Here is a 16,207-nt window from a genome sequence, read left to right on the forward strand (position 1 = left end):
GGCAAGCCGCGGCAGGCCGCGGGCAGCCCGGAACAGGCGGCTGCGCGCACGCAGCCGCTCTACGCCGGGTAGAACGGATGATAGGGGGAGGTGAAAATGAAGGGGGTTACAAGTTGGTAATGTGCCGATACGCCATGCTAGCGCAGCAGCCGCAAACGCAAGCGCAAGCCCGGCGCCGCATCCTCGATCTCCAGGCTGCCGCCATGCAGGGCCGCGATGGCCGCCACGATGGACAGGCCCAGGCCATTGCCGGGCAAATGGCGGCTCTTGTCGAGCCGGTAAAAACGCTGCGTCAGCTTCGGCAATTCTTCGTTTGGCACGCCGGGGCCGTTGTCGCGCACGGCCAGCCAGCTACCCTGTTCATCGCTGCCGGCCGACACTTCCACCGTGGCGCCCGGCCCCGCGTACTTGATGGCGTTGTCGACCAGGCTGGCCAGGGCGCTGCCCAGCAGGTTGCGGTCGCCGCGCGCCGGCACGCCCTCACCATACATCTGCACCAGCAGCACGCCCTGCTCGTCGGCCGTGGCTTCGTACATTTCCACGATGTCGGCGCCGATCTGCTGCAGGTCGATGTCATCGAAATTCTCCGGGCGCATGCCCGATTCGGCCGCCGCGATCTGCAGCAGCTTGTCGAACACGCGCGTCAGGTCGTCGATATCGTCGATGGCCGCCTGCGCGGCGCTCTCGTAGCCGGCCACGCCCGGCTGCTGGCGCAAGGCGCCATCGAGCTTGTTGCGGATGCGGCCCAGCGGCGTGCGCAGGTCGTGCGCGATGGCGTTCGACACGTGGCGCACGCCTTCCATCAAGTGTTCGATGCGGTCGAGCATGCGGTTGATGTCGCGGCTCAGCAAGCCGAATTCATCTTCGCTGGCGACAGGGATGCGCCGGCTCAGGTCACCGGCCTCGATTTCTCCCGCCGTGCGGCGGATCTGGCCGATGCGCGCCTCGAGCTGGCGGCGGAACAGCCACGCGCCCGCCACCACCAGCAGGATGGCCACCCCGCCGCCATAGGCCAGCGAGCGCAGCACCAGCGAGCGGATCGACTTGCCCTCTTCCATGTCACGCCCGACGAACAGGCGCGCGCCGCCCTCCAGGTCGCGGATCAGCATGCGCGCGGGCACCCGGCGTCCTTCGCGCGTGACGTCGCGGTGCAGCAAGCGGCCCACGGGGCTGTCCACGTCGGGCCAGGACGACAGATTGCCCGCCACGCGGCGGCCATCGGCGCCCACCAGCAAGAAGATCTCCGTGTCGCTGTCGGTGCGGTCGGTCAGCAGATGGGCGATTTCCGCCGTCGTGCGGCTGCTGTCACCCTGCTGGTACAGCGCGGCGAGGCGCTCCGAGAGCAGGGTCAGCTTGCGGTCCACGCTGCGATCGAGCACGCCGATGGTGCCGAAATAGAACACGGCGCAGACGATGCTGATCGAGACGACCACCAGCACGCCGTAGCCGAGCGCCAGGCGGGCCGCGATCGAGCGGTGCCAGTTACGCACTGTCGATCACGCCCAGGGTGTAGCCAACGCCGCGCACCGTGTGGATCAGCGGCGGCGAAAATTCCTTGTCCACCTTGGTGCGCAAACGGCTTACCTGCACGTCGATGACGTTCGTCTGCGGGTCGAAATGGTAGTCCCACACGGCTTCGAGCAGCATGGCGCGCGTGACGGACTGGCCCTGGTGGCGCATCAGGTATTCCAGCAAGCGAAATTCGCGCGGCTGCAGGGCGATTTGCCGGTTGGCGCGCGTCACGCGCATGGTGCGCATGTCGAGCACCAGGTCGGCCACCTGCAGCTGCGTCGATTCGGGCACGGGCGCGGCGCGCCGCAGCAGTGCCTCGATGCGCGCCAGCAGTTCGGCGATGGCGAACGGCTTTGACAGGTAATCGTCGCCGCCGCTGCGCAGGCCGCGCACGCGCTCGTCGACGCTGGACAGGGCCGACAGCACCAGCACGGGCGTGTTGCGGCCCAAGCCGCGCAGGCGCGCGACGATGGCCAGGCCGTCGATCTCGCCGGGCAGCAGCCGGTCGAGCACCAGCGCATCCCAGTCTTCGCCGCAGGCCAGGCGCATGCCGTCGATGCCATTGTCGCAGGCGGTGACGTCGTGGCCAGCCTCGCGCAGGCCGGCACAGATATAGCGGGAAGTTTCAGCTTCGTCTTCGATGACCAGGCAGCGCACGGGAGTTCCTTGTAAAGATCGGGACAGCAAACATGCGCAGCATACGCCAGGCGCGCGCCACTTGCCAGCCCCGCCGCGTGCGGCGCGCGATGACAGGGTCGGGTACAATACAGCCTCGACAATGTTTGGCCGCGCCCGCGCGCGCATGCTGATGTGCGCATGTTTTCGGCGCCTCCCGGCTTGCCGCGGCCTGCAAACCACCACTGCCACTAACGAATATCAGGCGCGCCTGGCGCGCGCCAAAAACCAATACAGCCATGAAATCGACCCACTCTCTCGCACTGGCGCTGGCCATGACCTGCGGCAGCGCCGCCGCCGCAGACACCAAGCAAAGCATGCTGTTCGATGAAATCCCCATCGGCAGCTGGAGCACCTCCGCCGAACTGGGCGCCATCACCACCTCGGGCAACACGGTCGGCACCTCCGTCACGGGCAAGATCGACGCGCGCCAGGAACTCGATGACTGGAGCAACCAGTACATCTTCAGCGGCTACTTCAAGGAAGACGAAACGACCAACGACGACGGCGAAAAAGTGCGCGAACGCTCGGCCGAACGCTTTTCCGCCTCCGCCAAGGCCGCATACAAGCTGATGGCCGACCATGAAAAACTGTTCGTGCTGGCCTCGCACGTGAACGACAAGTTCGGCGCCTACACCAAGTACTCGACCCTGGCCGTCGGTCATGGCTCGCGCTGGTACCAGTCCAGCGACAAGAGCGTCGACGTGGAAGTCGGTCCTGGCTATTTCAGCGGCACCAACGACGCGGGCGAATCGGAACACGGCCTGACGGTGCGCGGCGCGGCCGCCATGAAGTGGAAGATCAGCCAGTCAGCCATGTTTACGCAGACGATCAGCGTGGAACGGGGCACATCGAATACGCACTCGATCGCCGAAACAGCGCTCAGCACCAAGATCAACGGCACCATGCAGATGAAGGCCGCCTTCAGCGCCCGCAACGACACGCGCGTACCGGATGACAAGAAGAACACGGATACGCAAACGTCGCTGACCCTGGTCTACTCGTTCTAGGCGCGCACCGGCCATGCTGATGCGGCGTCTGCGCGTATGCGCCCTCCTGTGCGCGGCGGCGTTGCTGAGCGGCTGCGCCGCCGTCACCGTCAGCGCGATCTCGCCGGCCGACTACCTGCAGCAGCGGCGCGGGGACATCCTCACCACGGGCAAACTCAGCGCCTCGGCCAGCGAGGTGCTGCGCATCATCGGCAGCGACATCGCCGCCTGCGAAGCCAATACGGGCAGCTGCCGCGCCGACCTGGCCCGCTCCGAGCTGCTCAGCGACGAGCAGCGCCTGGCCACCCTGTCCGAACTGTGGCTGGAAAGCGCGCTGGCGGAAGAAAAACAGGGCGGCCACCCGAGTGCGGAAACGCTGGCCGCCTGGCTCGAATCGGCCCGCTATGCGTATGCCTACCTGTTCTACACGACGCGCACGCCGGGCCAGCGCGCCTTCGAAGAACGCCAGACGCAAATCCGCGACTACTATAACTATGCCGTGCAAAAAGCCGTCGGCAACCTGTTCCGCCACCGGGGCGAATACCGCCCGGACGGCCATGTGATCCGCGTCGCCGGCTGGCAGATCGACAGCGAATTGTCGGCCCTGCGCCTGCCCGACGACGGCACCCTGCCGGAAGAACTGCTGCCGGCCACCTCGCTGTCGTTTTCCGGCCTGCGCAATGTGTACCGGCGCGACGGCTTCGGCGCCGACCTGGTGGCCGTCATGCCCAAGCCCCAGGCGTCGAAAGGCGAGTATGTGCCCTATCAGGAAACCCGCTTCCCCGTCGTCACGGCGCTGATCCGCTTCGACGGCAACAGCCTGCAGGAAGTGCTGGCCACGCAGCAGCTGCTGGTGATGCTGGTCGACCCGACGCGCAGCGAATCGACGCGCATGGCGGGCCAGGAACTGCCCGTGGCCGCCAATTTCACGGCCGGCTATGGTTTGTGGCTGGCCCGTTCCGGCTTCGGCGTGCAAGCGCTGCGCACGCTGTTCGGCCGCGCCGACGGCATCTCGCGCCCGCAGGTGCACCTGATGCAGCCCTACGACCCGAACAAGCGCACCATCGTCATGCTGCACGGCCTGGCCAGCAGCCCGGAAGCGTGGATCAATGTGGCGAATGAACTGATGGGCGACGAGCAGCTGCGCCGCCGCTACCAGATCTGGCAAGTGTACTACCCGAGCAATGCGCCGCTGGCGGCCAACAACGCCGCCATCCGCAAGGCACTGAACGCGACGCTGGCCCAGTTCGACCCTTCGGCCAAGGCCGACGCGGCCAACGACATGGTCTTGATCGGCCACAGCATGGGCGGCGTGCTGGCGCGCCTGATGGTCTCCGACGCCAGCAACACCCTGCTCGACGCCATTACGGAAGAATACAATTTGAAGGGCAAGAAGGCGGAAAAAGTGCGCGCCGGCCTGGCGCCCTACCTCAATTTCACGGCCATGCCGCAAGTGAACCGCGCCATCTTCATCGCCGCGCCGCACCGCGGCACCTCGTTCGCCAACCACAAGGTGGCGCGCTGGATCGCCAACCTGATCACACTGCCCATCAACATGCTCGACCAGCTGTCCGATGCGGCCGGCAGTCTGGCCCAGCTCGACACGGGCAGCAGCGAACCGCTGCGCATCCCCAACAGCATCGATAACCTCAGCGACAAGGACCCGTTCGTGCGCCTGGTGGCCGACCTGCCCATCAGTCCGAACGTGCGCTACTACTCGATCATGGGTAACGACACGCCGGAGCTGCCCCTGGCGGAATCGAGCGACGGCGTAGTGCCCTACGCCAGCGCCCACCTCGACGGCGCCCTGTCGGAAAAAGTCATCCCTTCGTGGCACAGCGTGCAGGAAAGTCCGCAGGCGATTCTGGAGATACGGCGGATTTTGCGCATGCCGGATTAAGTCGCCAGGGCGATAGCAGCGTAGGTCGGATTAGGCGAAGCCGTAATCCGACAACATTGTTAGCTTCACTTTGGGCAGCGCCAACAACGTTGTCGGATTACGCGGGGCTTTGCCCCGCTAATCCGACCTACCAGGCTACGGGCATAGCATCACACCGGCTCGCGCCACTTGTCCTTGATCTCCAGCATCGCTGGCAGCTGTTCCACAAACAGCGCCAGCAGGTCCGGGTCGAAGTGCGTACCGCTGTCGCGCTGCATGGTGGCGATGGCTTCGTCGATGGTCCAGGCGCGCTTGTACGGGCGTTCGCTGGTGAGGGCGTCGAAGACGTCGGCGATGGCGACGATGCGGCCTTCGTGGGGGATTTCCTCGCCTTTCAAGCCTTGCGGATAGCCGCTGCCATCCCATTTTTCGTGGTGCGTCAGGGCGATGGTGCGCGCCATTTTGAGCAGGCCGCCCGCGTGCTCGCCGATGATGGCCGCGCCGATTTCCGCGTGGCGGCGCATGACTTGCCATTCGTCCGCATCGAGCTTGCCCGGCTTTTGCAGGATGGCGTCGGGGATGCCGATCTTGCCCACGTCGTGCATGGGCGCCGCATTCAATAAATCTTCCGCCCTGGCCGCGCTGTAGCCGGCCGCCAGTGCCAGCTGGCGCGCGTAATAGCTCATGCGGATGACGTGCATGCCCGTCTCGTTGTCCTTGTATTCGGCCGCCTGGCCCAGGGTCTGGATCACCTGCAGGCGCGAACGGCGCAATTCCTCGGCGTCGACCAGCGACAGATGCGTGCGCACGCGGGCGCGCACGATGGGCGGGCTGACGGGTTTCGTGATGTAGTCGACGGCGCCGGCGTCAAAGCCGTCCGCCTCGTCCTTCACGTCGCACAGGGCCGTCACAAAAATGACGGGGATGGACGCGGTGGCCGGCATGGCCTTCAATTGCCGGCACACTTCATAGCCCGTCATGGCGGGCATCATGATGTCGAGCAGGATCAGTTCGACGGGATTGTTCTGCGCCAGTTCCAGCGCCTTCTCGCCATCCTTGGCATACAGCAGGCGGTAATCGTCCTGCAAGATCTGGCGCAGCACCTGCAGATTCGTCGCTTCATCGTCGACCAGCAGCAGGATCGGTTTGTCTTCGTGTAAGGTCATCGTTAGCCCAATATCAGGAAAGGTCGGCCGGCGCTGGCGCTTCCAGCCATGCCAGCAGCTGGCGCAGCACGCCCGCGGCGCGCGCAAATTCAAAGTCGTCGATGGCGCTGGCCAGCGCCTGCAGGCGCGGCTGCTGACCGTGCGGCGCCAGCACGGCAGCAATCTGCGCCATCAAGGCGTCGTCCAGCTGTCCGCCTTCCAGGCTGGCGATGGCTTGCCGCAGCAAGGCGCCCGCAGCGGAGGCATCGAGGGGCGCGCTGGCGGCCGGCGCCGCCATGGCCACGGCGGGCAGGCCCACCTCTTCCAGCTCGCCGGCCAGTGCCATGAAGGCGGCCGCCAGCTGCACCAGCAATTCCGTCACCGGCAACTGGCGCGCGATGGCTTGCTCGATGCGTCCCAGCAGGCTTTCAAGCTGCACCAGGCACAGGTTGCCCGCCGCGCCCTTGATACGGTGCAGCAGATGGCCGGCCACGCTGCTGCCGCCGCGTTCCAGTTCCGCCGCCAGCATGGCGGCGCAATCGCCATTGGCCTGCACGAAACGGCCAATCGCGCGCTGCAAGGCTTCGCGTCCGCCCCACAGGGCGATGCCGCGCTGCCAGTCGACCTGGCCGGACGCCACTCTCGCCGCCGCGCCCGATGCCGGCGGCGGCATGGCCACGGCGATATCGAGCAGGCGGGCGATTTCCGCCGTCAGCTTGTGCATTTCCAGCGGCTTCGAAGCAAAGCCGTTCATGCCGGCCGTCTGCGCGGCGCGCCGGTCCTGTTCCAGCACGCTGGCCGTCAAGGCGATGATGGGTGTCGCCTTCAGGCCCTGCTCGCGCTCGAATACGCGGATCAGGCGAGTCGCTTCCAGGCCATCCATGCGTGGCATCTGCACGTCCATCAGGACGATGTCGAAACTGCCCTTGCTGAACTCGCGCACGGCGCTCTCGCCATCGCTGGCGGCGATCACCTGGTGGCCGGCCGCGCCCAGACTGATCAACAGCAGCTCCACGTTCTGCGGCACGTCGTCGGCCGCCAGGATGCGCAGCGGCGGCAAGGCAACCACGGGCTGCTCGCTGCGGCGCGCCACGGCCTTGCCCGGCGCCAGCGGCAGCAGCACGTGGAACACGCTGCCCACGCCCAGGGTGCTTTCCACGGTGATGGTGCCTTTCATCAGCTCGACCAGCTGCAGCGAAATCGTCGTGCCCAGTCCTGTGCCGCCAAAGCGCCGGCTCATCGAGGAATCGGCTTGCGTAAACGGGGCAAAGATTTTATCCAGGCGGTCGGCCGGGATGCCGATGCCCGTGTCGTGCACGGCGATATGCACCTGCTCGCCCTGCATGTCGACAGCCACGCGCACATGGCCCACTTCCGTGAACTTGACGGCGTTGCCGATCAAGTTCGTCAGCACCTGCTGCACCCGGCGCGCGTCGCCCAGGAAGAACTGGCCCATGCCGGGATCGACATCGACATGCAGCACCAGGTCGCGCGCATGCGCCGTGACGCGCAGGGACGCGGCCACGTGATCGACCAGGTCGGGCAGCGAGAAGTCCACCAGTTCCAGCTCGGTGGCGCCCTTTTCCAGCTTGGCCGTGTCGAGGATGTCGTTGAGCAGCTCGAGCAGCGAACGGGCGGACTGGCGCACCGTGCCCAGGTGGCGGCGCTGCAGGCTGTCCAGGGCGGTCCCCAGCAGCACTTCCGTGAAGCCGATGATGGCGTTCATCGGCGTGCGGATTTCATGGCTCATGTTGGCCAGGAAGCTGGTCTTCGATTCGGCGGCCAGCTCGGCGCGGTCTTTCGCTGCGCGCAGGTTTTCCTGCATGGCGCGCCGTTCGCTCACGTCCGTGGCCAGCTTGACCACCTTGAACGGCTTGCCGTCCGTGTTGAAGATCGGGTTGTACGAGGCCTGTATCCACACTTCGCGGCCATCCTTGCCGATGCGCTTGTACTCGCCCGTATTGAATTCACCTTGCGCCAGGTGCTGCCAGAATGCGATGTAATCGGGCGAGGTCACATAGCCCGCCTCGCAGAAAATGCTGTGGTGCAAGCCCAGCACGTCGTCGAGCCGGTAGCCGACCAGGTCGAGGAAGTTCTGGTTGACCGCCAGGATGCGCCCCTGCAGGTCGAACTCCGCAACGGCCGTCGCGCGCGAGATGGCCGTCACCTTGCCTTCGTATTCGGCGTTGCGCAATTCGCTTTCCGTGATGTCGAGGATGACGCCGTCGATCCAGCGCACCACGCCGTCGTTATCGAGCACGGGGCCGCTGCTTTCGCGCACCCAGCGCTCGCGCCCGTCGCGGTGGATCATGCGGTAGACGTTCTCGAAGTCGCGCTTTTCGCCGGCCGCCTGCACGCAGGTGTCGTTGACGCGCTGGCGGTCGTCCGGGTGCACCAGGTCGAACAGCCTGACGCGCCCTTCGGCGAAGTCCTGCGGCATCCAGCCCGTCAGGTTGAAAACGGCGTCGCTGATGAAGATCATCTTCCATTCGGGCGCGAAGCTGCAGTGGAAGGATACGCCGGGGATATTGCGGATCAGGGTGCGGTACTGGCGCTCGCTGTCCTTCAGCGCCTGCTCCATGCTGCGCGACGAGCGCATGTCCGTGACAAACGCCACGAACAGGGGCTGGCCCGGCGTGTCGATCTTGCCGATCGCCACGCGCATGGGCAGCACCGTGCCATCCTTGTGGCAGCCATCGAGTTCGCGTCCACTGTCGAGGATACGCGAGGCGCCCGTTTCCAGGTAGTCGCGCAGATAGCCCTCGTACTCGGCCGCGTCGGCCTGCTGCAGCAGCACGCTGGCGTCGCGCCCCACGATATCCGCTTCGCGCCAGCCGAACAGGCTTTCCGCGGCCGGATTGAAGGAGCGCACCTTGCCCTGGCCATCGATAGTGATCAAGCCGTCGGCCGCCGTATCGACGATGGCGCGCAGGCGCGATTCGCTGGCATTCGCATGACGCAGCAGCTGGCGGTAGCGCAGCAAGCCATTCGCGGCGGCCACGAAGACGGTCAGGGTGACGGTGATCAGGGCCACGGCCAGGGCCACGAACGACGCTTGCACCGTGATCGTGTTGTCGCCCGCCGTGGGCGTGCCGGAAAAACGCGCCGCCAGCATGCCCGTGTAATGCATGCCGGAAATGGCCAACCCCATGACGACGCTGCTGACCAGCAACGACGCCAGGGGAGTGAGGCGCAAACGCATGGCGCTCAGGCCGAAGCGTATCCACAGGGCCAGCATGGCCATGACGACCGCCACCACCAGCGACAGGGCGAACAGCCACGGCTGATAATGCAGGGTCAGCGAGGTCTGCATGGCGGCCATGCCGCTGTAATGCATGGAACCGATGCCCACGCCGACGAGCACGCCGCCCACCACCAGCTGGCGCCAGTTGATGCTCGGACGCGCCAGCATGTGCAGCGCCACCCACGAGGCCGCCACGCCGGGCAGCATCGAGAGCAGGGTCAGGCTGGGGTCGAAGGACACGCGCGTGCAGATGTCGAAGGCCAGCATGCCGATGAAGTGCATCGACCAGATGCCGCCGCCCAGCGCGATGGCGCCCGTGATGATGGCCGTCTGGCGCTGGAAGCCGCGCTCGCTGCTGCGCGCCATGCCGGCGATCTGCAAGGCCATGAACGAGGCAAAGATGGCGATGCCGATGGAAAACAGCACCAGCCACGCATTGTGCGTGCCATAGATGTACTGCATGGTATCGGTCGATACGGCAAAGATGGAACTCAGCATACTGTCGTGAACTCAATAGAGTGAAACGTGACGTCGCAAAACATGACGGCGCACCGCGCGCGCCGGCGCCACGCTTTTTACTAAAGCGGCAACACAGCGGAAAAGACAACGGTAGCAGTCGACCAGGGCAAGGCTCGGTCATCACGCCCGCGCCTGCCGCGCGGGGGAAAGGTGCTTTTTACAGAGGGAAAAAGCGGAATGCGTACGAACTCTGGCGCGGATGGCTGGCCGCCAGCGTGACGATGATTTTTTAAAGAGCCATGAGTATAGTTGCTTTGCGAACATATTCATAGGACTTCAGCAATACTATGACAAGAAATGCAATATTCTGAGGTTGCGATGCGACAGCGCTCGTCTGTTCAAGCTGGCGGCCACTGCGCGCGTATGGCGGCAGATGCCTGATAAGTCGGACCGGCACGCACGGCCACAGGGATACCGGCCAGTGTACAGCGGCGGCTCAGCTCGTCCTTGATCTGCCGCAACGACCAGCGCTGCGGCACGGGCAGATCCATGCCCACCACGCGGATCAGCGGACAGTCGCCGAGGGTCGTGTGCAGCAGCAGCTCCACGCGCGCCATCGGCGGCCCGCCGCGGTAGACATTCACGGCGCCCGCGTAGGTGACCACCTCGAGCGCGCGTATCTGCCGCGGCGCCAGTTGCAGCACCTTGTCATGGCCAGGCAGGCGCCGCGTCACCCGGCGCAGCAGCAGGCCGGCGTCGTTGATCTCGACATGAAAAGACAGAGCGGGGCCAGTCAGCACGAACAGGGCGACGATCCATGCGGCCAGCGCCGGCAGGAGAAGCAGCACTGCCTCGCCCGCGTATGCCGCATCGCGCCAGACGGCTTGCCCGACAAAGGCGAGGATCAGGGCGCAGCCGCCCAGCAGCACGCTGCGCCACAGCACGGGACGCAGATTGGCCATCATCGCCGCTTGCGAGCTTGCATCGTCGGCCGGCGCAAAGCGTATCCATTCCGCACGCGCCGGCTTGAAGCGCCTGGCGGGAATGCCGCTCAAGCGTTCTGCGCCAGCATGCCGCGGAACCACGCCAGTTGCTCGCGCGTCAGGTAATTGGCGCCATCGCCATGCAGCAGGACGATTTCGATCTCGGGCGGAATCGAGGCGATCAGCTGCGCGCCCGTGACGGGAATCTTGGGGAAATTGATACCGGCCAGGAAGGCCATATCTTCCGCCACCGTGACGCACTGGCGCTCGGGATTCGGCGACGGCACGAGGAACAGGTCGATCTGCTCGCTTTGCCCGCCGATAACGACGTGAAATTGCGCGGCCAGCAGTTCAGGCAGGATCAGCTCGATGTTATTCTCGGCGCGCGATTGCTGGAAGGCGCTTTTCAGGGGCGTAAGGACAGGGATGGCGGTCATGGCAAAGTGGAAAGATAAAGACGGCGGCAGTGTAGCAGAGGCGCCTGGACGGGCGCGCTCTGCTGGCGCAGCCGCTACATCTTGTAGTTCAGCGAGACAAGCACGCTGCGCGGCGCGCCGTAGCGCTCCAGGCCGCCCGACCAGGAATAGCCGAGCGCCTGGTAGTAGCGGCGGTCGAGCACGTTATCGATGTTCACGCGCAGCTGCAGCTGCTCGTTGATGCGATAGCCAGCCGTCAGCCCGACGATGGCGTAAGCACCCTGCTGCGTCAGGTAAGCCTTGTCGCGGCGGTCGATCCTGTCCTGCGCATACACGGAGGCGCCCAGGTTCCATTGCGCCAGGCTGCCGCTCAGCTGCACGTTCGTGTACAGCTTGAACAATTGCTTCGGCTCATCGGTAGCGATGCGCTGGCCGACGTTGGCGGCCACGCTATCCTTCGTGTACTTGGCCAGCACATAGGTGTAGCCACCCGAGATCTGCCAGCCCGGCAATGGCGAGCCCGACAATTGCAAGTCGACGCCTTCGCTCTGCACCTGCCCGGCCGCGCGGGCGCAATAGATGGGGCCGCCCGTGGGGCAATTGACTTCATCGGTCATGGCGCGGTTGTTTTGCCGGATGCGGAACAAGGCGCCGCTGGCGTTGAGCCTGCCGCCAAAATATTCTCCCTTGACGCCCACTTCCAGGTTGGTGCCGCTCAACGGCGGCAAGGTATTGCCTTTGACATCGAGCACGCTTTGCGGCTGGAAGATCTGCGTGCCGCTCGCATACACGGAGTGGTGCTGGTCCAGGTCGTAGACGAGGCCCGCGTACGGCGTAAATTTCGCGTTCTCCGTCAGGCTGCGGCGCCACGTCGGATTGGTGGCATACCAGCCCGTGACATCCTGCGCATACCAGCCGAAGCGCCCGCCCAGCACCAGGCGCAGCGGATCGGCCAGGCTGAAGTTGCCTGCCGCATACAGCCCCTTCTCGTCCGTCTTGCGGCCCCAGTTGTACGGCTCAAATGGCGCGCCGTTCATGCGGTAGGCGCGCGGATTCCAGTGGCGGATATCGATCACGCGCGTTTGCGCGCCTTCCCAGCTCTGGGCCGCATCCGAATCGTCATGGCGGTAGCTGGCGCCGACGATGACGTCATGCTGGCGGCCAAACCAGGTGACGGGGCCGCTCAAGCGCCAGTCCGCCACCACTTGTTCCGTGCTGTACTTCCAGCCAGTTTCCGACTGTTCCAGCAAATACGTTTCGCCAGCGACGCGGCTGTTGGTGGTATTGCGCGTGTCCGAAGAGGCGTCGATATGCGTGATGGCGAAGCGGCTGCGCCAGCCCTTCTCCAGCTTCGTTTCCAGGTCGGCGAAGACGACGTTGTTGTCGCGTTTCTGGAAGGAATCAGCATTGTTCAGGAAAGTCGAGCGGGGCAAGTCCATGTGACGGCCATCGGGCAAGGTCGGCAAGCCGACGAACACGCCGCCGGTGCGGCTGTGCTGGCGCGAAAAACCGATGCCGGCCGTGGTCGATGGCGTCAGGTCCGCCTCGACGATCGCATACACGGTGCTGTTCTTGTTGTTGACCACGTCAACGAAGCTGTCGCTGTCGCGCAGGCTGGCCGCCACGCGCCCGCGCACGCTGCCCGAGTCGTTCAGCGCATTGCTGGCGTCCACCGTCAATTGCCGGTCCTTCCAGCTGCCCAGGTGAATGGATGCGTCCAGCAAGGGCGTGGCCGTGGGACGCTTGCGCACCATGTTGATGCTGCCCGACGGCGCGCCCGCCCCTTCCATCAGGCCGGTGGCGCCGCGCACCACTTCCACGCGGTCGTACATCAGCATGTCGGCCGAGACGTTGCGCTCATTGAAATCCGTGACGTCGAGCGGCAAGCCATCGACATTCACATGGCTCAAGGCGAAGCCGCGCGCGAAATACCTGGTTTCCTGGTCGGATACGCCCTGCGTCTTGCCATACAGGCCAGGCGTGGCGCGCGCCACATCCTGCAGGGTGGTCAGATCGAAATCTTCCATTTGCTGGCGCGAAATGACACTGACCGTTTGCGGCGTGTGGCGCTGCGACAGGTTCAAGCCCGTGGCCGTCGACATATTACGGGCCGTATATAGGCCAGTGCCTTCCGTGGCGCGGTCCGCCTCGGCGCTGACGACCACGGCCGGCATGCTGGTCAGGCCGCCATCGGCCGTGCTGGCATTGATCTTGCGCAACAGGTAATTGCCATTGCCGTTATCAAGCACTTCGAGGCCGCTGCCTTGCAGCAGTTTTTGCAGGCCGGCGGAAACGCCGTGGCGCCCCTGCAAGCCCGGCGTCACCAGGCCGTCGAGCGCCACGCCCTGGGTGGACAGGTTGACGCCGGCGGCGATGGCAAACGATGCCAGTGCGCTGCGCAGGTTGCCAGCGGGAATGCTGTAGTCGCGCTGGCTGGCGGCCGGGCTGGCCTCCGCGGCCAGCGCTGTTTGCGGCAAGGTGGCGCCGGCCGTGCCCACGGCGAGCAGCAGGACCAGCGCGGCGCGCACGGCGCCGGTGGTGGGATGGAGCGTCATGCGTGCTGTTGTCAAACTGCGGTGCTGCAAAGCCATGTGGACCCTTTCGATGGTTCGGATTGTTCGTTCTCTACCTTGTATGACGAAGCAATCCGAAAAAAGGGACAGGGAAAAAGCAAATTGCGCGCATGTCGGCTTACGCCGCCTCGACACTGATCCAGTAGCGCGTGCGGCGCGCCAGCCGGATCGGCAAAGAACCTTGCAGCAAGAGCAAGATGTTGTCCGGGTCGTTCAACTGGAAAATGCCGTCCACGGGCATGGCCGCCAGCGCCGGATCGCAGCGCAGCACGCCATAGCGATAGCGCGCCACCTGCTCCAGCACCTCGCCCAGCGGCATGCGCTCGGCGATCAGCACGCCCTGCAGCCAGGCATCCGCATGAGGTGACAGCGGCGTCAAGGCGGAAACGGCCACGTCGTCGAAACTGCCCTGCCGGGCCGCATCGACCCTGCGCAAGGCCTCGGGCGCCCGCGACGGCGCGATCTCGACGGCGCCTTCGCTGACGCTCACCTCGGTGCGCGGCGCCAGCACGGTACCGCGCTGGCGCACGCTGAAATGCGTGCCCAGTGCGCGCACGGCACCATTGCTGCTGCGCACAAGGAAGGGACGGGCCGGCACGGCCCTGTCGTGCGCCGTGGCAATATGAAGTTCGCCCGCATGCAAGTCCACCAGCCGTGCCGTGTCATCAAAACGCACGTCGATGGCCGTGTCCGTATTGAGCACCAGCTGCGTGCCGTCAGGTAATGTCATGTGGCGGATTTCGCCCCTGGCCGTGCGGATGCCGGCGCGCCATGCTTGCCAGGGTGCCGACTGGCTGGCCAGCCACAGCGCCGGCCCGGCCGCGATCAACCCCGCCAGGCCGTAGAGCACGGCACGCCGCTGCGGCGACTTCGGCACCGCGTCCGCCGCCTGGCGCAACGCGGACGGCACGCTGGACAGGGTGCTGCACACCAGCTCGGCCCGCTGCCAGGCCGCTTCGTGCGCGGGTTCGCTGGCGCGCCAGGCCTGGAACGCTTGCTGCTCGTCGGGCGTCAAGGCGCCCGCGTGCAGGCGCACCAGCCATTGCGCTGCCGCGCGCGCGGCGCGGGGATCGATGGCCGCCGTGCTGGTGGTGCTCACAGGATCAGCAGGATGCAACGTTCGAACGCCTGCACCATGTAGCGCTTGATGCTGCGCTCGCTCACGGCCAGGCGCCGGGCGATTTCCCCATAGCCGAGGCCGTCGACATGGGCCAGCAGAAAGGCATTGCGCACCAGCGGCGGCAAGCCGTCGAGCATGGCGTCGATGCGCTGCAAGGCTTCGCGCACGAGCAAACGCTCTTCCGGCGACTGCATCAGCAGATCGGGTTGTTGCGCCAGGGTTTCCAGCCAGGCCTGTTCCAGCGACAGGCGTCGGTAATGGTCGATCAGCAGGCGCTGCGCCACGGTCGTCAGATAGGCGCGCGGCTCGCGCAAGCTTTGCCGGTTCTCCGGCGGCGCCGTCAGCAGGCGCACGAAGGTATCCTGTGCCAGGTCGGCCGCATGGTCGGCGCACTGCAGCTTGGCGCGCAGCCAGCGCATCAGCCAGCCATGGTGGTGGCTGTAAATGCCGGCTATCGACTCGCTGGACTGCGCAATGTTCACTGGGGACTCCGATGCGCGCAAGGCAAGGCGCGGCCAATTGATAATAATTCTCATTATCACAAATCATGGCCTCCGGCGTCAATGCCAATGCCTGCCTATCCCTGGAAACTGTTGTTTCAGCGTGGCTGCAATCTTCTAGCGGTCGGTATACAAGCTCTTCATCAGCATGCCGCCGCGCATTTTCTTCGCGCCCGGCGCCAAGCCCGCCGGACAAGCGCCCTGGAACATGGCCGCCAGTTCCGTGCGCTGCACTTTGCTCTTGCCATTGACTTGCACGGTGGCGTCGGCGCTCAAGGTATATGCCCTGGCCAGGTCGCCCTTGAAGGTGACGGCCAGCCTGGCGTCCGGACGCGCGCGTGGTCGACGCAGATTTCCCAGGAAAATGGCGAGGTGGCGGGCGTCACCTTCCACAGCCCCGTGGCGCGCTGCGCTGCATGGGCAGTCCTCAGCTAAAAACTTGAATATAGCAAAGAGGAACGCGCACAGGCCACACGCTTAGCCGTGCATCTCGGGCCTTGCGGCCAGCACGAAAGGAATGACAAACGGCCCCAGGAAAGTCACCATGACGGCACGGATGGCCGTTATTCGTAAGGCGCGGCGTTTGGCGATGAAGAGGCAAGCGAAGGCCGACAGCGACCAGATCAAGGCAGGCAAGTACTCGATCATCATGAACTCCGGATGCGCCTTGGAAGGCAGGAAAGCCATGCTGACACGAAAATGTGGCGACCGC

Annotated in this window: 13 protein-coding genes; 2 read left to right on the top strand and 11 right to left on the bottom strand. The window is 65.4% G+C overall.

Annotated features, from left to right (window positions below; translation table 11 throughout):
* Positions 1–137 precede the first annotated feature (137 nt).
* Both AC3IQ7_RS17525 and AC3IQ7_RS17530 read right to left on the bottom strand, forming a co-directional pair.
* Positions 138–1,490: a sensor histidine kinase gene (locus AC3IQ7_RS17525; RefSeq protein WP_489206832.1), complete on the bottom strand. Its 1,353-nt coding sequence runs from the start codon at positions 1,488–1,490 to the stop codon at positions 138–140.
* Complete coding sequence (locus AC3IQ7_RS17530) at positions 1,483–2,169, bottom strand: winged helix-turn-helix domain-containing protein (RefSeq protein ID WP_099377320.1); 687 nt, start codon at positions 2,167–2,169, stop codon at positions 1,483–1,485. Before AC3IQ7_RS17530 ends, AC3IQ7_RS17525 begins: the two co-directional genes overlap by 8 nt.
* 257 nt (positions 2,170–2,426) lie before the next feature.
* Between AC3IQ7_RS17530 and AC3IQ7_RS17535 the strand changes: the two genes are divergently transcribed.
* Both AC3IQ7_RS17535 and AC3IQ7_RS17540 read left to right on the top strand, forming a co-directional pair.
* Positions 2,427–3,197, top strand: a complete 771-nt coding sequence (locus AC3IQ7_RS17535) for a DUF481 domain-containing protein (protein WP_099377321.1) — start codon at positions 2,427–2,429, stop codon at positions 3,195–3,197.
* A 13-nt stretch (positions 3,198–3,210) separates the two neighbouring features.
* Positions 3,211–5,076, top strand: a complete 1,866-nt coding sequence (locus AC3IQ7_RS17540) for an esterase/lipase family protein (RefSeq protein ID WP_489206833.1) — start codon at positions 3,211–3,213, stop codon at positions 5,074–5,076.
* A gap of 149 nt (positions 5,077–5,225) precedes the next feature.
* Here the strand turns inward: AC3IQ7_RS17540 and AC3IQ7_RS17545 are convergent, their stop codons facing one another.
* The 9 genes from AC3IQ7_RS17545 to AC3IQ7_RS17585 all read right to left on the bottom strand — a co-directional run bounded on the left by AC3IQ7_RS17545 (position 5,226) and on the right by AC3IQ7_RS17585 (position 16,182).
* Positions 5,226–6,221: a response regulator gene (locus tag AC3IQ7_RS17545; protein WP_489206834.1), complete on the bottom strand. Its 996-nt coding sequence runs from the start codon at positions 6,219–6,221 to the stop codon at positions 5,226–5,228.
* Between the two features lie 13 nt (positions 6,222–6,234).
* The gene (locus tag AC3IQ7_RS17550) at positions 6,235–9,942 is read right to left on the bottom strand and encodes a PAS domain S-box protein (RefSeq protein WP_489206835.1); all 3,708 of its coding nucleotides are present in this window, start codon (positions 9,940–9,942) and stop codon (positions 6,235–6,237) included.
* 359 nt (positions 9,943–10,301) lie between these two features.
* A complete protein-coding gene (locus tag AC3IQ7_RS17555; RefSeq protein WP_322428773.1) occupies positions 10,302–10,958 on the bottom strand; it encodes a hypothetical protein in 657 nt (218 codons plus the stop codon).
* The gene (locus tag AC3IQ7_RS17560) at positions 10,955–11,323 is read right to left on the bottom strand and encodes a hypothetical protein (protein ID WP_489206836.1); all 369 of its coding nucleotides are present in this window, start codon (positions 11,321–11,323) and stop codon (positions 10,955–10,957) included. Before AC3IQ7_RS17560 ends, AC3IQ7_RS17555 begins: the two co-directional genes overlap by 4 nt.
* A gap of 74 nt (positions 11,324–11,397) precedes the next feature.
* Complete coding sequence (locus AC3IQ7_RS17565) at positions 11,398–13,857, bottom strand: TonB-dependent siderophore receptor (protein WP_489206837.1); 2,460 nt, start codon at positions 13,855–13,857, stop codon at positions 11,398–11,400.
* Between the two features lie 136 nt (positions 13,858–13,993).
* Positions 13,994–14,974, bottom strand: coding sequence for a FecR domain-containing protein (locus AC3IQ7_RS17570; protein ID WP_489206838.1), 981 nt, complete (start codon positions 14,972–14,974; stop codon positions 13,994–13,996).
* Positions 14,971–15,531: a sigma-70 family RNA polymerase sigma factor gene (locus tag AC3IQ7_RS17575; protein WP_489206839.1), complete on the bottom strand. Its 561-nt coding sequence runs from the start codon at positions 15,529–15,531 to the stop codon at positions 14,971–14,973. Before AC3IQ7_RS17575 ends, AC3IQ7_RS17570 begins: the two co-directional genes overlap by 4 nt.
* 81 nt (positions 15,532–15,612) lie before the next feature.
* On the bottom strand, positions 15,613–15,888 hold the full coding sequence (locus tag AC3IQ7_RS17580; RefSeq protein WP_489206840.1) for a hypothetical protein: 276 nt from the start codon (positions 15,886–15,888) through the stop codon (positions 15,613–15,615).
* Between the two features lie 84 nt (positions 15,889–15,972).
* Positions 15,973–16,182 carry a hypothetical protein gene (locus AC3IQ7_RS17585; protein WP_489206841.1) on the bottom strand — a complete coding sequence of 70 codons (210 nt, stop codon included), beginning with the start codon at positions 16,180–16,182 and terminating at the stop codon, positions 15,973–15,975.
* Positions 16,183–16,207 lie beyond the last annotated feature (25 nt).

The sequence above is a fragment of the Janthinobacterium sp. GL_088 genome (assembly GCF_057837845.1).

Excerpts from the sequence above, each read along its gene's own strand:
- AC3IQ7_RS17550 (WP_489206835.1), bottom strand. The coding sequence starts at position 9,942 with ATGCTGAGTTCCATCTTTGCCGTATCGACCGATACCATGCAGTACATC.
- AC3IQ7_RS17540 (WP_489206833.1), top strand. The coding sequence starts at position 3,211 with ATGCTGATGCGGCGTCTGCGCGTATGCGCCCTCCTGTGCGCGGCGGCG.
- AC3IQ7_RS17545 (WP_489206834.1), bottom strand. The coding sequence starts at position 6,221 with ATGACCTTACACGAAGACAAACCGATCCTGCTGCTGGTCGACGATGAA.
- AC3IQ7_RS17535 (WP_099377321.1), top strand. The coding sequence starts at position 2,427 with ATGAAATCGACCCACTCTCTCGCACTGGCGCTGGCCATGACCTGCGGC.
- AC3IQ7_RS17565 (WP_489206837.1), bottom strand. The coding sequence starts at position 13,857 with ATGACGCTCCATCCCACCACCGGCGCCGTGCGCGCCGCGCTGGTCCTG.
- AC3IQ7_RS17585 (WP_489206841.1), bottom strand. The coding sequence starts at position 16,182 with ATGGCTTTCCTGCCTTCCAAGGCGCATCCGGAGTTCATGATGATCGAG.
- AC3IQ7_RS17575 (WP_489206839.1), bottom strand. The coding sequence starts at position 15,531 with ATGAGAATTATTATCAATTGGCCGCGCCTTGCCTTGCGCGCATCGGAG.
- AC3IQ7_RS17560 (WP_489206836.1), bottom strand. The coding sequence starts at position 11,323 with ATGACCGCCATCCCTGTCCTTACGCCCCTGAAAAGCGCCTTCCAGCAA.